General features: G+C 40.8%; 13 protein-coding genes and 1 other annotated feature. Of the genes, 9 read left to right on the forward strand and 4 right to left on the reverse strand.

The window, feature by feature from the left end; genetic code table 11:
- Positions 1-143: 143 nt before the first annotated feature.
- Positions 144-1,277 carry a trans-sulfuration enzyme family protein gene (locus BUB77_RS04200; RefSeq protein WP_073273258.1) on the reverse strand — a complete coding sequence of 378 codons (1,134 nt, stop codon included), beginning with the start codon at positions 1,275-1,277 and terminating at the stop codon, positions 144-146.
- Positions 1,278-1,434: 157 nt separating this feature from the next.
- Positions 1,435-1,691: a binding site (T-box leader), on the reverse strand.
- A 275-nt stretch (positions 1,692-1,966) separates the two neighbouring features.
- On the opposite strand from BUB77_RS04200, the gene BUB77_RS04205 reads away from it, so the two are divergent.
- Both BUB77_RS04205 and BUB77_RS04210 read left to right on the forward strand, forming a co-directional pair.
- Entirely contained in the window at positions 1,967-2,572 is a 606-nt protein-coding gene (locus BUB77_RS04205; protein ID WP_073273260.1) for a hypothetical protein, read from the forward strand.
- A 34-nt stretch (positions 2,573-2,606) separates the two neighbouring features.
- The gene (locus BUB77_RS04210) at positions 2,607-3,395 is read left to right on the forward strand and encodes a hypothetical protein (RefSeq protein ID WP_073273262.1); all 789 of its coding nucleotides are present in this window, start codon (positions 2,607-2,609) and stop codon (positions 3,393-3,395) included.
- Positions 3,396-3,433: 38 nt separating this feature from the next.
- Here BUB77_RS04210 and BUB77_RS04215 read toward each other — a convergent pair whose 3' ends face one another.
- Positions 3,434-4,189 (reverse strand): IclR family transcriptional regulator, encoded by a 756-nt coding sequence (locus BUB77_RS04215; RefSeq protein ID WP_073273263.1) that lies wholly within the window; start codon positions 4,187-4,189, stop codon positions 3,434-3,436.
- Between the two features lie 329 nt (positions 4,190-4,518).
- On the opposite strand from BUB77_RS04215, the gene BUB77_RS04220 reads away from it, so the two are divergent.
- The 5 genes from BUB77_RS04220 to BUB77_RS04240 all read left to right on the forward strand — a co-directional run bounded on the left by BUB77_RS04220 (position 4,519) and on the right by BUB77_RS04240 (position 10,596).
- The gene (locus tag BUB77_RS04220) at positions 4,519-5,436 is read left to right on the forward strand and encodes a dihydrodipicolinate synthase family protein (RefSeq protein WP_073273265.1); all 918 of its coding nucleotides are present in this window, start codon (positions 4,519-4,521) and stop codon (positions 5,434-5,436) included.
- A gap of 35 nt (positions 5,437-5,471) precedes the next feature.
- A complete protein-coding gene (locus BUB77_RS04225; RefSeq protein ID WP_073273267.1) occupies positions 5,472-7,121 on the forward strand; it encodes a type 2 periplasmic-binding domain-containing protein in 1,650 nt (549 codons plus the stop codon).
- A 153-nt stretch (positions 7,122-7,274) separates the two neighbouring features.
- Positions 7,275-8,228, forward strand: a complete 954-nt coding sequence (locus BUB77_RS04230) for an ABC transporter permease (protein ID WP_073273269.1) — start codon at positions 7,275-7,277, stop codon at positions 8,226-8,228.
- Positions 8,229-8,239: 11 nt separating this feature from the next.
- Positions 8,240-9,142, forward strand: a complete 903-nt coding sequence (locus tag BUB77_RS04235) for a carbohydrate ABC transporter permease (RefSeq protein ID WP_207650828.1) — start codon at positions 8,240-8,242, stop codon at positions 9,140-9,142.
- A gap of 47 nt (positions 9,143-9,189) precedes the next feature.
- Positions 9,190-10,596 carry a sialidase family protein gene (locus tag BUB77_RS04240; protein WP_073273273.1) on the forward strand — a complete coding sequence of 469 codons (1,407 nt, stop codon included), beginning with the start codon at positions 9,190-9,192 and terminating at the stop codon, positions 10,594-10,596.
- A 7-nt stretch (positions 10,597-10,603) separates the two neighbouring features.
- Here the strand turns inward: BUB77_RS04240 and BUB77_RS30785 are convergent, their stop codons facing one another.
- Together BUB77_RS30785 and BUB77_RS30790 are read right to left on the reverse strand one after the other, a co-directional pair.
- Positions 10,604-10,732 (reverse strand): hypothetical protein, encoded by a 129-nt coding sequence (locus BUB77_RS30785; RefSeq protein WP_330392487.1) that lies wholly within the window; start codon positions 10,730-10,732, stop codon positions 10,604-10,606.
- 81 nt (positions 10,733-10,813) lie between these two features.
- Positions 10,814-11,104 (reverse strand): nitroreductase family protein, encoded by a 291-nt coding sequence (locus BUB77_RS30790; protein WP_330392488.1) that lies wholly within the window; start codon positions 11,102-11,104, stop codon positions 10,814-10,816.
- 109 nt (positions 11,105-11,213) lie between these two features.
- Here BUB77_RS30790 and BUB77_RS04250 point away from each other — a divergent pair, with 109 nt between their 5' ends.
- The gene (locus BUB77_RS04250; protein ID WP_073273275.1) at positions 11,214-11,546 is read left to right on the forward strand and encodes a winged helix-turn-helix transcriptional regulator; all 333 of its coding nucleotides are present in this window, start codon (positions 11,214-11,216) and stop codon (positions 11,544-11,546) included.
- A 49-nt stretch (positions 11,547-11,595) separates the two neighbouring features.
- Positions 11,596-12,432 carry a sugar phosphate isomerase/epimerase family protein gene (locus tag BUB77_RS04255; protein WP_073273277.1) on the forward strand — a complete coding sequence of 279 codons (837 nt, stop codon included), beginning with the start codon at positions 11,596-11,598 and terminating at the stop codon, positions 12,430-12,432.
- Positions 12,433-12,471 lie beyond the last annotated feature (39 nt).

The following is a 12,471-nucleotide window of genomic DNA, read 5'->3' on the forward strand; positions in this document are numbered from 1 at the left end:
GAGTTTAGTGTGAAAATTAAAATACAATTTTCACACACAAGATTGTGCCTGCGAAATCTCGGCCCAATCTTGCGGCGTGTTGGGAACTTACTGCCATCATTATAATACATCCATAACGAAAAAGTCTTGTTAAGTTTTAAAGTTTAGGAAAGTGCCTGCTTTAAGTCCTCAATTAAGTCATCAGCATCCTCAAGTCCTACGGACATACGCAGGAGGCGTTCATTAATACCTCTTTGGAGCCGCTCATTTATGGGAACATCTGCATGAGTCTGTATCATGGGATAGGTAATTAAAGTCTCCGTTCCACCAAGGCTTTCTGCAAAAAGAATCAGGGAAACCCTTTCCAGGACCTGCTTTGCGGTATCTTCCGTATCCACCTCAAAGGATATCATGGAGCCAAAGCCCGTAGCCTGTTTTTTCGATATATCAATGCCCGGGTGGTCGGGTAAGCCGATAAAATATACCTTCCGGACCTTTTCCTGGGAGGAGAGAAAGGCAGCGATTTTCTTTGCATTCTCTTCCTGGCGTTCCATTCTGACCGCAAGGGTCTTAATACCCCGGATTAACAGCCAGCAGTCAAAGGGAGCAAGACAGGCTCCGGTAGTCTTGTAGATGAAACGAAGTTTTTCCGATAAATCAGCTTTGTTTGTCACTAAGAATCCGGCAAGGGTATCATTATGTCCGCTTAAATATTTGGTACCGCTGTGAATGACAATGTCGGCACCCAGGGTAAGGGGACGCTGAAAATATGGGGTAAGGAAGGTGTTATCCACTATGACCAACAGGTTGTGCTCCCTTGCAATGGCTGCCACTTCCCGAATGTCAGTGACCTGCATCATAGGATTGGTGGGAGTCTCTATATAAATTGCCTTTGTTTCCTTGCGGATTAAGGAGCGCAGCTTCGGTAAATCTGAGGTATCAAGGTAATCAAAGACAATGCCGTTCTTCTTATTGATGTTATCAAAGAGACGGACAGTACCACCGTAAAGGTCTTCCGAGGCAATAATATGGTCGCCGATAGAAAAGAGCTCCATCAGAGCAGTAATGGCTGCCATTCCGGTGCTAAAAGCCAAGGCATCCACACCCTCCTCAAGATTAGCAATTACTTTTTCTAAGTGTTCTCTGGTTGGATTTTGTAAGCGGGAATAATCATAGCCGGTACTTTGACCAATTCCGGGATGGGCGAAGGTAGCAGATTGGTAGATAGGAACGCTGACAGCTCCTGTGTTATGTGTGTTGTTAGCTGCTCCATGAATACATCGAGTCGTAAAATCCATATGTTAACCTCATTTCTGCACTGCTGTAATGTTGTGTTTTGTGTCCGCAGTGCCGGACCATAATCTTCATGAAAAAAGCTTCTTGTACTGTGTTTAATGGGAATAAGGTATACAGGAGACGGCAGGTAGATAAAATAAAAAACACCCGTCTTCTTATACAGAAGACGAGTGTTACCCGTGTTACCACTTCAATTTATCCCTACCTCACGGCAGAGGAACTTATTAAGTACGTTACCCTTTCAGATAGTTATACTTTCATGCTATAACAGGCAGACCTGTTGCGGCCTAAGCGTTCTTAACGGTTTGGCGCACCGCTCCTGAGCCATCTTCCGTAAATATTCTTTGCTTTTTTTCCACCAGCCAAAAGCTCTCTGTTAAAGTTTATTTACATACTCTCTCATTCCTAGCGTTTTACTATGAATTTTATCTGAGTATAGCAGATAGAAAGGTATTTGTCAATGTGAAATCTCTTCCTCTTTTTCGGATACTATCTATTTGTTATCCTGTCTTCCTTGTATTGAAATTATACACATAATATGATAACATGAAAATAGAAATATGTGGAATTTCTAGGATTGTAGAGTAGTGGTGATGAGAATTATTAAATGGTATAGCTGTAAGAAGTGGAATTAAGAATGTTATCTAATCTTTGGTTTTAGTGCCTGAAACTTACAAAATGGAGGATTACAATGAAAAAAATTGCAGTAGTTTTCATAAATTTCCTGTTGTTCCTGTTTGTTTGGAGTGTAAATTACCGGGATATGGATTCTTTACCTTCGGATTCCGATAAAGTCTCCTTGAATCAACTGCCGGAGAATTACAGCCTTGAAGATGCAAAATCAGATAATTGCGTTGCTTTTGAGGATAGTGATATCACATATGGACAATCAGCGTGGAATACTTTCGTTTCCAAAGCAAAAAAAGGAAAGCCGGCTGCCGTTAGGTTAGGTTATTATTATACCCTGGGCGACCCTTCCCGCTACTCAAAGGAGTATTACGAGTCCATAAAGGATGATTACCCTATTTTGTATATCAGGGATTTAAAATATGATGGATATAAATATACGGTAGAAGACTTAGAGGATGGAAGTGTTCTTTCAAAAGATTATAAGTATATGATGAAATATGAAGGAAAGCCAAGAAGTGCCACTGCGTTGTTCTCCAAATATAGCCGTTATGTATTGATCAATGATACCACTGTAAGCTGGGATGAGATTGAAAATAGCATGCTCAGTTCACAGTCGGGCGCTTATATAGACCATACCGAGGTGTATACGGATTTGGAATGGAAGTAATACATGAGTTGCTGACAGCAAAGGAAGTGTGAACATGTTGGAAAAGATACCTGCAATCTGCGTAAAAATATCGGACTTAGCCTTTAATATCGATTATATAGCGGGAAGTCTCAATCAGGGGTTCTTGGAAGAAAATAAAAGTCTGCCCTTTCAGGAAAGAATATTTCGGGCATTTCCCGAATTGGCGGACAGAATTCATCCTGGGATGGGAGTCTATGATATACATTATGCCGTGAAAGGGTTATTCGAAACTAAGTACAGGATTGAATATCCGCTTATGTCTGAAAAGGTAAAGGAAGTTCAGGATAAGTTGAATAAGGTGATCGTTCCGGCTTTACTGGTGCTGTTCCGTGAATTTGATTTATCCTATGGGAAAGATTTCGGTGACATAACCTGTTACCTTGGTCTTTATAGCGTCTTTCCAAGGAAGGTCCTAAACAAAGAGTTCTGGTTACATTATCTTACGAGAGATGAAAATATTTTTAAAGCAGCCATGCATGAAATCAATCACTTCGTATTATTTGAGAAGTGGAAATCAATGCATGGTTGCAAAGAACAAAGGGAGCCAGAGCACCCGGAACCCTTATGGTTCCTGGAGGAACTGATTGTTGATCCAACGCTAAATACGAAGGAACTTCAGGCATTTGTGCCATATCCCCAAAGGGCATATGAGCAGTTTTATACTGCCGTGGTAAATGGCAGAACACCGCAGGAATTTGTGCAAAGCTGTTATAGGAATAGTAATACAATAGAAGAATTTCTGGAGAAAACTTACCGCTATATAGAGGATAACCTGCAGGAATTGATTGAAAAATGTGGATAGATATCCTACCGGCTAAAATATGGGTGCTTTGTTGTATTTTACAGCCACTTGCTGATTTCCCTGCTGCAAGCCTTGAGCTTATCGGCATATAGTTCAACAATGTCATTGGTAATACGGGGAGAAGGACCGGAAATACTAACAGCACCTATCAGGCTTCCATCACGCTTGTATACGGGAACACCAATGCAGCGGATACCGATTTCATGCTCCATATTATCCAGACTATATCCCCGTTCTTTTACAGAAATCAGTTCCTCCGTCAATTGCTGTCGTGTTTGAATGGTGCTGGAAGTGTAAGAGGTCATACTTTGTGCGGTAATTGCTTCCTCCTGCTGTTTGGGAGGAAGAAAAGCCAGAATGGCTTTTCCAAGAGAAGTGCAGTACATTTCTGCTGTTTCACCTACCATAGAGCGTGCACTGTAGGAGGAGGTCGGATAGGTTCCCTCAAGATACAATATCCTGCCTTCTTTCGGAATAGCAAAGTAGACTATTTCATTAATTTCATTGGAAAGGGCGCTCATAAAAGGATGAATGATCTTATGAATGCCCATGCTTGTATTAATTACATAGGAAAGTTCTAAAATCTTCATGCCCAGATGATATTTATTATTGTCAGGGTTTTTTTCAATATATCCGCATTGCTCAAAGGTTTGGATGATATTATGGACATTGCTCTTATATAGGTCCAATTGGGTACTGATTTCGGTTACACCCAATTCTGGTGTTTTTGCAGTAAAACAATCTAAAATGTCCAGTGCTTTTTTTAATGATTTTACTTTAATTTCTTCGTTCATTGAAACCCCTCTCTTGATTGTTTCTTTGATAGTAAAAATGTTGCAGATATTGGGTCATTATCTATAGGTTTCCACAATACAGAACATAGTTTTATTATAGTAAACATTTAGATTGTTGTAAAGTGTAAATTTGCACTAGGTTATTAGGCTATAAAACTATACAAAATGCATGAAAAAGAATTATTATTAATTAATATATTGTTGACAATGATAATATACGATGGTAATATGATTCATATAACCGTATATTAGAACGATGTTCTTTTATACGGAACATATTTGGATTAAATAAAGAACTATGTTCTATAATTTAGAACGAAGGAGGAATCATGGAAAGTATAAAAAGCGGTGTCTGGCCAACTATGGTTACACCGTATACCAATTGTAATGAAATTGACTACAGCGGGATGGAAAAGCTGCTGCAATTTTATCACCAAAAAGGAGTAAACGGGGTATTTGCAATATGCCAGTCAAGTGAGATGTTTTTCTTAACCAGGGAAGAAAAAAGAAGATTAATCCGGTTTATTGTCGGGAACATTCCGGAGAATATGCAGGTTGTAGTATCCGGTCATACTGGTGAAACTTTGGAAGAACAGTTAAGAGATGCCTATGAAATTATGTGCGATGGAGTTGAGGCCTATGTGATACTTCCCAATCGTTTTGCAGAGGAGGAAGAAGATGATGACATTCTGATAGAAAGAATGGAGCGTTTTTTGGATGCTTTTCCGGAAATTCCCTTAGGAATATATGAATGTCCATATCCTTATAAAAGAATTTTAACGCCTAAAGTGCTTACCTGGTGTATTGGTACCGGAAGGTTTCGCTTTATTAAGGATACCTGCTGTAATTTGGTGCAGATACAGGAAAAGCTTAATCTGATTAAAGATACCGGCATTAAGTTATTCAATGCTAACAGTGCTACCTTGCTGGAAAGCCTTAGAATGGGAGCTGACGGCTATAGCGGGGTTATGGCTAATTTCCAGCCGGAATTTTATGTATGGCTTTACAGAAACTTCTTGAAATTCCCGGAGAAGGCGGAATTAGTACAACAGTTTATCGGTATCTGCTCCATGGCCGAATACCAGTACTATCCTGTTAACGGTAAGTATAGCCTGTCCCTTCAGGGAGTTCCCATTGATATTAGAAGCAGGGTTTTGGATAAAGGGGGATTTACCAGACGCTACCAAATGGAGATCGAGCAAATGAATCAATTGTCCTTATGGGCCGGAAAGAAATTTTCCATTTAAGGCCTTTAAGAAATATAATGTATGGAGGTTAATTTATGAAAAGAAACAGTAGTGTAATTCTTGCAGTAATTATGGCAGTTACCCTTGCTTTTTCAGGTTGTGGGAAAAATTCTGCTGACAAAGCTGCAAACACAGGAGCAGAAAACCCAGGTACGGAACAGAGCAGCTCTTCCGGCTTGGATGAGGGAGGGGTGACAAACAAAGAAGGTTATCCCATTACCTCGGAGCCGGTTACTATTAAGGCAGCTGTGTCATACAATTCCATACGTCCCGATATGGGGGACTCTAATATATGGAAGTATGTTGCGGACAAGACAAACATTAACTTTGAAATTGAGACAATTAAGGATTCTGACAAGGTGGATTTGATGTTTGCCAGTGATGACTTACCGGATTTACTTATGGGAGTAAATATTACGGCAAATCAGATGACAGGTGCGGCTGAAGGCGGCAGCTTTGTAGAGATGGAACCCCTTCTAAAGGATTATGCACCTACCTGGTATAAATTTATGCAGGATAACAGACTGGTGTATAATGCCTCTCTTGCTACGGACGGAAAGTTATATGGTCTGCCATATATTGATTTTTCACCTTTTGACAGAAATCTGCGTGACCAATGGATTATCATGAAAAATTGGCTGGATGAACTCAATCTGTCAGTTCCAAAAACTACGAAAGAATTTGAAAATGTATTGCAGGCTATTAAGGACAATGCCGGGAAAGGTTCTATTCCTCAGGATGTGATACCTTACTATTTCTTATTCGACAGCTATGTCGGAGGACAGTTTGATATTTATGGAAGCTATGGTGTATATGTTACCTCGGATGATTATGTATATGTAGACAAGGGTGTGGTAAAGGACCAGTCCACTAATCCGGCCATTAAGGAACCGTTGAAATTTCTGAAAGAACTCTATTCCAAAGGACTTATTCCACCGGAAGTATTTACTGATGACTGGAATACATATGTATCAAAAATAAGCTCTAATCCGGCAATTGTAGGCTCCTATACCTCCTATGCTAACAGGCAGATGGACCAGGCAGCTCCCATGGGACCTTTAGATACTGAAAATGGAAGTACGCCGTTAATGCGAAGCCAGGCATTTACACCGGGGCCTGCAAATGTGGCCATAATTACGAAAAATAATAAGTATCCCGCCGCCACTGCAAGATTCCTTGAGGCACTTGCCTCCGATACAGAGATGATGCTGACGGTGAGCAGGGGAACAAAAGGAATTGTATGGGATAATGACAGTGATGGAAAAGCTTATCCAATCTTCTGGGAGGAGGCACCGGATAAGATGCAGGAGAACTCCAAGGACTTAGGAATGAATAACTCCTTTGCGGCCTTAAAGGATAGCAATTTCTATGACAAGGTATGGAAGGAGACAAGCTATGATCAGTTGAATTCCAGGGCCTGGGCTTATGAAAATGTTTATAAGAATTCTGTAATGCCCAATGATATGGTATATGTGTCAGGAACACTTGGGACAGACGATACCAATGCATTGAATATCTATAAAACGGATTTGGCCAATTACCGTAAATCAATGTTTGCTGATTTTATAACCGGTAAAAGAGATATTGATAAAGAATGGGATAGTTATGTAAAAGAAATGAACAAATTGGGGCTGGAAGAGTTTATTAAACTGAAGCAGAAAGGCTATGACTTAATGGTGAAGTAAAAAGTCATAGAGAAAGTACTGTATGAACAAGAGAGTGCCTCAAAAAATCAGGAACTTTGAGACACTCTCATTGGTTATGGTTACAGTATAATAATCCGGCATTGAGCGGCCTAATGGCCACATGTTCGCTAGCGTGAAAGGAATGTAGGTTAAATGAAAATAAAAGAAGAAAAAAATCTTCCGGTCTCTAACAGAAGTACACCTATAAGAAAAAGAATGCTACAAAGCTATGAACTATATTTATTTCTTTTGCCTGCCATTTTGTTGTTAATAATATTCAATTACTTACCAATGTATGGAATTCTGATAGCCTTTAAAGATTTTAAACCATCTCTTGGAATTCTGGATAGTCCCTGGGTCGGTTTTAAATATTTTGAACGTTTTTTTTCGATGTCAATGTTTCATGTGATTTTAAAAAATACGCTGGTAATAAGTTTTTATACTCTGATAGCAGGTTTTCCACTGCCAATCCTGCTGGCACTTACACTAAACAGTTCTCCTGCGGGACGGTTAAAGAAAATAGTACAGACCATTACCTATGCGCCGCATTTTATATCCATCGTTATTGTTGTGGGCATGATAAATGTCTTTTTCGCTCCGTCTACGGGGATTGTACGAAATATACTCCACTCCACCGGACTTCTGAATGGGAATCTGGAGATTCTTATGAATGCACACAGCTTCCCTCATCTGTATGTTTGGAGCGGTGTCTGGCAAAATATTGGATGGGACAGTATTATTTATCTAAGTGCACTGGCAGGGGTGGACCCCTCCTATCATGAAGCTGCCGTTATGGATGGAGCCACCAAGTTTCAAAGGGTCAGACATATAGATTTTCCTTCTATTTTGCCAACGATTGTAATTTTGCTGATATTAAATTCAGGTTCTATTATGAATGTAGGCTTTGAAAAGGTGTTTTTGCTCCAGAATTCTTTTAATTTAAGTACCAGTGAGGTAATTAACACCTATGTTTATAAGATTGGTATAAAGCAGGCTCAATACAGCCTTTCCGCTGCCATCGGCCTGTTTAATTCCGTCATAAACTTTTTTATGATATTGATGGTAAATAAGATAAGCAGCAAGCTGGGACAGGATTCTCTCTGGTAATGGAGGACATTATGAATAAATTTAGAAATCTTTCGGCAAGTGATAAGAGTTTTGATATAATAAATACGGTAATTTTAATTTTTCTTTTGCTGGTGGCTGCTTATCCTCTTTATTTTGTCATTATAGCATCTATCAGTGACCCAAAGCTGGTGACCAGCGGAAAAGTATTGTTATTTCCAAAGAGCTTCAATTTAAAGGGATACAAAGAGGTGCTTAAATATGCTCCTATCTGGAGAGGATATGCCAATACCATAGTTTATACGGTTTTGTTTACGGTGGTTTCTGTTATGGTATGTCTTCTCTCAGGCTATTCTCTGGCTCAGAAAAAACTTCCGGGTAAAAAGGTCATAACGGCATTTTTTATTTTTACCATGTTTTTTAATGGAGGTCTGATACCGACCTACTTAATTATGAAACAAATAGGTCTATATGGAAAAACCATTATTATCATTCTGATGGGTGCGGTCAGTGTAACCAATATTATCATAAGCCGCACTTTTATAAAAAATACGATACCCTATGAACTTTTTGAAGCAGCCAGTGTGGATGGATGCAGCCATACAGCTTTTTTCTTCCGGATTGTCATGCCCATATCCAAGGCTCTTATTGCTGTATTGGTGTTGTTTGCGGCAGTGGGGCAGTGGAATTCCTGGTTCAATGCTATGATCTATTTAAGAGAGGAAAATCAGATGCCGTTACAAATGGTATTAAGGGATTTGATTGTTAACCAATCAGCCATGAGTATGGCAAGTGATACCGCCGGGATGGGGGGAGATGCGGCAGCGCAGGTGTATCTGGTAGAAGCCATGAGGTATGCGGTTATTATTGTATCTACACTTCCCATTATGTGTATTTACCCCTTTGTTCAGAAGTACTTTGTAAAAGGCATTATGATTGGCTCGGTAAAGGGATAAATAAGGCTAAATAAAATATGTTAATACAGCGGAAAGGATAGCAGAATATGAAAGGACAAAATAAGTGGGGGTACCAGCCCTACACACCTGTTAATGTGGCATATAAGAGAATGCTGCCCCATATATGCAGGCTAGCCCCCGGAGAGGATTATGCAGAATTTGAATGGTTGGATAAGGGGGGAGAAGGAAAGCATTTTGTTTTCTGGAAGCCTGTAACTTCCACAGAAAATTACAGCTGCCGTGAATTGGAGGGACAGAAGGCTAAGCTTACGGGATTGACTGCAGAATGTAACTATGAATTTTTTATTACGAGAGAAAAGCAGGAGAAGAAAAGTGATACCAGAATTTTCAGAACAGGGCGGGCAATCGGCATGGTAGTAAATTATCTGCACCCGGAGGATACTGCTTTTGCCTGTTCAGGAAGATATTTATGCAGTCCGTCTCTGGTAAAGCTTCCTTCCGGTGTACTTTTAGCCTCTATGGATGTCTTCGTTTCCCATGGGCCGCAGAACCTTACTTTTCTTTTTCGTTCGGAGGATGATGGAGTCACATGGGAATATGTAACGGATCTTTTTCCCTGCTTTTGGGGAAAGCTTTTTTATCATAAGGATGCTTTATATATGCTTGCCACTTCTACGGAATATGGAAGCCTTTTCATAGGAAAATCCCTGGATGAAGGGTATACCTGGTCGGAACCGGTCACCATATTGCCGGGGGCCGGACTTGGGACGGAGGGCGGACCACATAAGGGCCCTATGCCTGTGGTGTGCCATGAAGGAAGATTGTATACGGCTGTGGATTACGGCTCCTGGGAAACCGGCGGGCATGGGAACGGATTGCTCTCCATTGATGAGGAGGCGGACCTTTTGGTTCCGGAGAACTGGAGCTGTACGGATTTTCTCACCTTTGACAGTACCTGGGAGGGTGCGGCAAAGGGAAGAAGCGGCGGCGGGCTTGAAGGGAATGCCGTAGCCGGACCCGATGGTGAGATATATAATGTACTTCGGTATCAGATGGCAGGCTGTGAGCCTGCTTACGGAAAGGCTCTGGTATTAAAAGGAAATAAGAGAAATGCAGAGGAGCCGCTGACTTTTGCCTGGTTTGCGGACTTTAACGGAGGAAGCAATTCCAAGTTTGATTTATTGTACGATGAAAAATCCAGTGCCTATTGGGCAATTGTAAGCGAAGTAGTGGAAGAGCAGAAGCCTACCCAGCGAAATGTGCTGTCGCTGGCAGTATCCAAGGATTTAAGAAAGTTCCGTATCGTTAACAGAATGCTGGATTACCGTTTGGAGGACCCTGCTATGGTGGGATTTCAATATGTAAGCTTTTTGATAGATGGAGATGATATTTTGTTTTTATGCCGCTCAGCCTTTAATAATGCCCATAACATGCATGATTCCAATTATATTACCTTTCATAGAATTGAAGGCTTCCGAAAGTATTTGCTCTAAGACCATTTTACTGAGGATAAGAGCCGTAAAGGACCTTATTCGGCTGGTAGCGGTCTATAAATTCATTCTTTTGACCGTCAGGATAACCGATGGCAATCAGGGAAAAGGGCTTCACCTGATCGGGAAAATGAAACATACTGCGCAGAAAATCTGCCTGAGACTCTGCACCGACCCAGACAGCACCAAGCTCCAGATATACAGCTTCCGGAAGGATGTTTTAAGCGGCGGCACCTAATTCCTGTTGCCAGGTGCCTTGAAATTTCAGGCAATCAGAATTGCATAGCAATACCAGTGTTATACCGGAAGAAGCAACCGGACCGGAATAGGGAGACATCTTTGACAAAGCCTCCAAAGCTTGGTGGTCTTCTACCACAATAAACTCCCACGGCTGCTGGTTACCTGCAGACGGTGCCTGCATTCCTGCCCGTAATAAACGCTCCACCTTTTCCTTTTCGACAGATCGGTTTTGAAACCTTCTGATACTCCTGCGGTTAAAAATTATATCCATAATAAAGACCTCCCTATGATAAGTTATACCGGAAATCCGGTTATTACAATAAGTATAGGATATCAAAAAAGGAATGGCAAGTACGCACATATTTGTGCCTTGAAAGGGAATGCTATGGATAGTTTATCAAGAAAAATCTGCTGCCATCTACGCAATAGAAGTCATTAGCGGAAAATGGCGCCTGCCAATTATGCTGGAACTATCTGTCCATGAAAGTATGTGGTATAATGAGTTTAAGCATCACCTGGATGGCATTTCCAATATAATGCTGACCCGTGCCCTACAGGATTTGGAAACAAATGGCCTTATACAACGAAAAGAATTAGCGCAGCTGCCGCGTCATGTAGAATATTCACTGACAGCCGGCTGCCAGCAGCTTCTTGGGGTGCTGGATATGATTAACGAATGGGAAGGATTCATTATAAGGCTGTACCATCCTTAAAAAGAAAAAAGATATTGAATGAAGCAGATGAAAAAATAGGAGGTAACCTATGAGGATAGGCGGAGGAGTTCAAAGAAGCTATCATAATCCGGATGAATGGATAAAGGAAGTGCTTGACTTAAAGTACAGTGCGGTTTTAGCACCTGTAAATTGTGAAGCTTCCGGTGAAGAGATACGTGATTATATTAAATATATTAAAAAATATAATTTGATTCTCGGTGAGGTGGGAGTCTGGAAAAATCCGATTGCGGTGGATGAAAAAGAAAGAAAAGAAGCTTTGGAATTTTGTAAAAGGCAATTGGCGCTGGCGGATGAAATGGCAGCAAACTGCTGTGTTAATATCGTTGGCTCGCGGGGTGAGATATGGGATGGACTATATGCCGATAATTACTCAGAGTCAACTTATTGTCTGGTTGTTGACTCTATATGCGACATTATAGACAGTGTAAAACCGGTGAACACTTTTTATACGATTGAAACGATGCCCTGGATGGTTCCAGATTCGGCAGAGGCTTATCTAAAGCTGCTAAAGGATGTTAACCGTTCGGCTTTTGCGGCACATCTGGATTATGCCAACCTTATTAATACCCCCCAAAAATATGCTTTTAGCACGCAGTTGATTGAGGAATGTTTTCAGAAGCTTGGCCCCTATATAAAAAGTATCCATGCGAAGGATGTTATACAAAGACAGGGATTGCCCTGTCTGATAGAGGAAGTAATGCCGGGTAAAGGAACGATAGATTTTATCAAGGTACTTCATTTATGTGAGAAACAGGGAAGGGATACTACCGTTTTTGTAGAGCATCTTAATACCCATGAGGAATATAAAGAGGCGGTTGCCTATATTAGAAAAAAAGCCGGAGAAGAGGGAATAATCGTACTTTGAGGGAAAGGGGAAATAAATACCCTGCTATGGTCTGAGAAT

The organism is Anaerocolumna jejuensis DSM 15929 (assembly GCF_900142215.1).
GTDB classification, from domain to species: domain Bacteria; phylum Bacillota; class Clostridia; order Lachnospirales; family Lachnospiraceae; genus Anaerocolumna; species Anaerocolumna jejuensis.

Coding starts and splice junctions, on each gene's coding strand:
- BUB77_RS04200 (WP_073273258.1), bottom strand. CDS start 1,277: ATGGATTTTACGACTCGATGTATTCATGGAGCAGCTAACAACACACAT.
- BUB77_RS04205 (WP_073273260.1), top strand. CDS start 1,967: ATGAAAAAAATTGCAGTAGTTTTCATAAATTTCCTGTTGTTCCTGTTT.
- BUB77_RS04210 (WP_073273262.1), top strand. CDS start 2,607: ATGTTGGAAAAGATACCTGCAATCTGCGTAAAAATATCGGACTTAGCC.
- BUB77_RS04215 (WP_073273263.1), bottom strand. CDS start 4,189: ATGAACGAAGAAATTAAAGTAAAATCATTAAAAAAAGCACTGGACATT.
- BUB77_RS04220 (WP_073273265.1), top strand. CDS start 4,519: ATGGAAAGTATAAAAAGCGGTGTCTGGCCAACTATGGTTACACCGTAT.
- BUB77_RS04225 (WP_073273267.1), top strand. CDS start 5,472: ATGAAAAGAAACAGTAGTGTAATTCTTGCAGTAATTATGGCAGTTACC.
- BUB77_RS04230 (WP_073273269.1), top strand. CDS start 7,275: ATGAAAATAAAAGAAGAAAAAAATCTTCCGGTCTCTAACAGAAGTACA.
- BUB77_RS04235 (WP_207650828.1), top strand. CDS start 8,240: ATGAATAAATTTAGAAATCTTTCGGCAAGTGATAAGAGTTTTGATATA.
- BUB77_RS04240 (WP_073273273.1), top strand. CDS start 9,190: ATGAAAGGACAAAATAAGTGGGGGTACCAGCCCTACACACCTGTTAAT.
- BUB77_RS30785 (WP_330392487.1), bottom strand. CDS start 10,732: ATGTTTCATTTTCCCGATCAGGTGAAGCCCTTTTCCCTGATTGCCATC.
- BUB77_RS30790 (WP_330392488.1), bottom strand. CDS start 11,104: ATGGATATAATTTTTAACCGCAGGAGTATCAGAAGGTTTCAAAACCGA.
- BUB77_RS04250 (WP_073273275.1), top strand. CDS start 11,214: ATGCTATGGATAGTTTATCAAGAAAAATCTGCTGCCATCTACGCAATA.
- BUB77_RS04255 (WP_073273277.1), top strand. CDS start 11,596: ATGAGGATAGGCGGAGGAGTTCAAAGAAGCTATCATAATCCGGATGAA.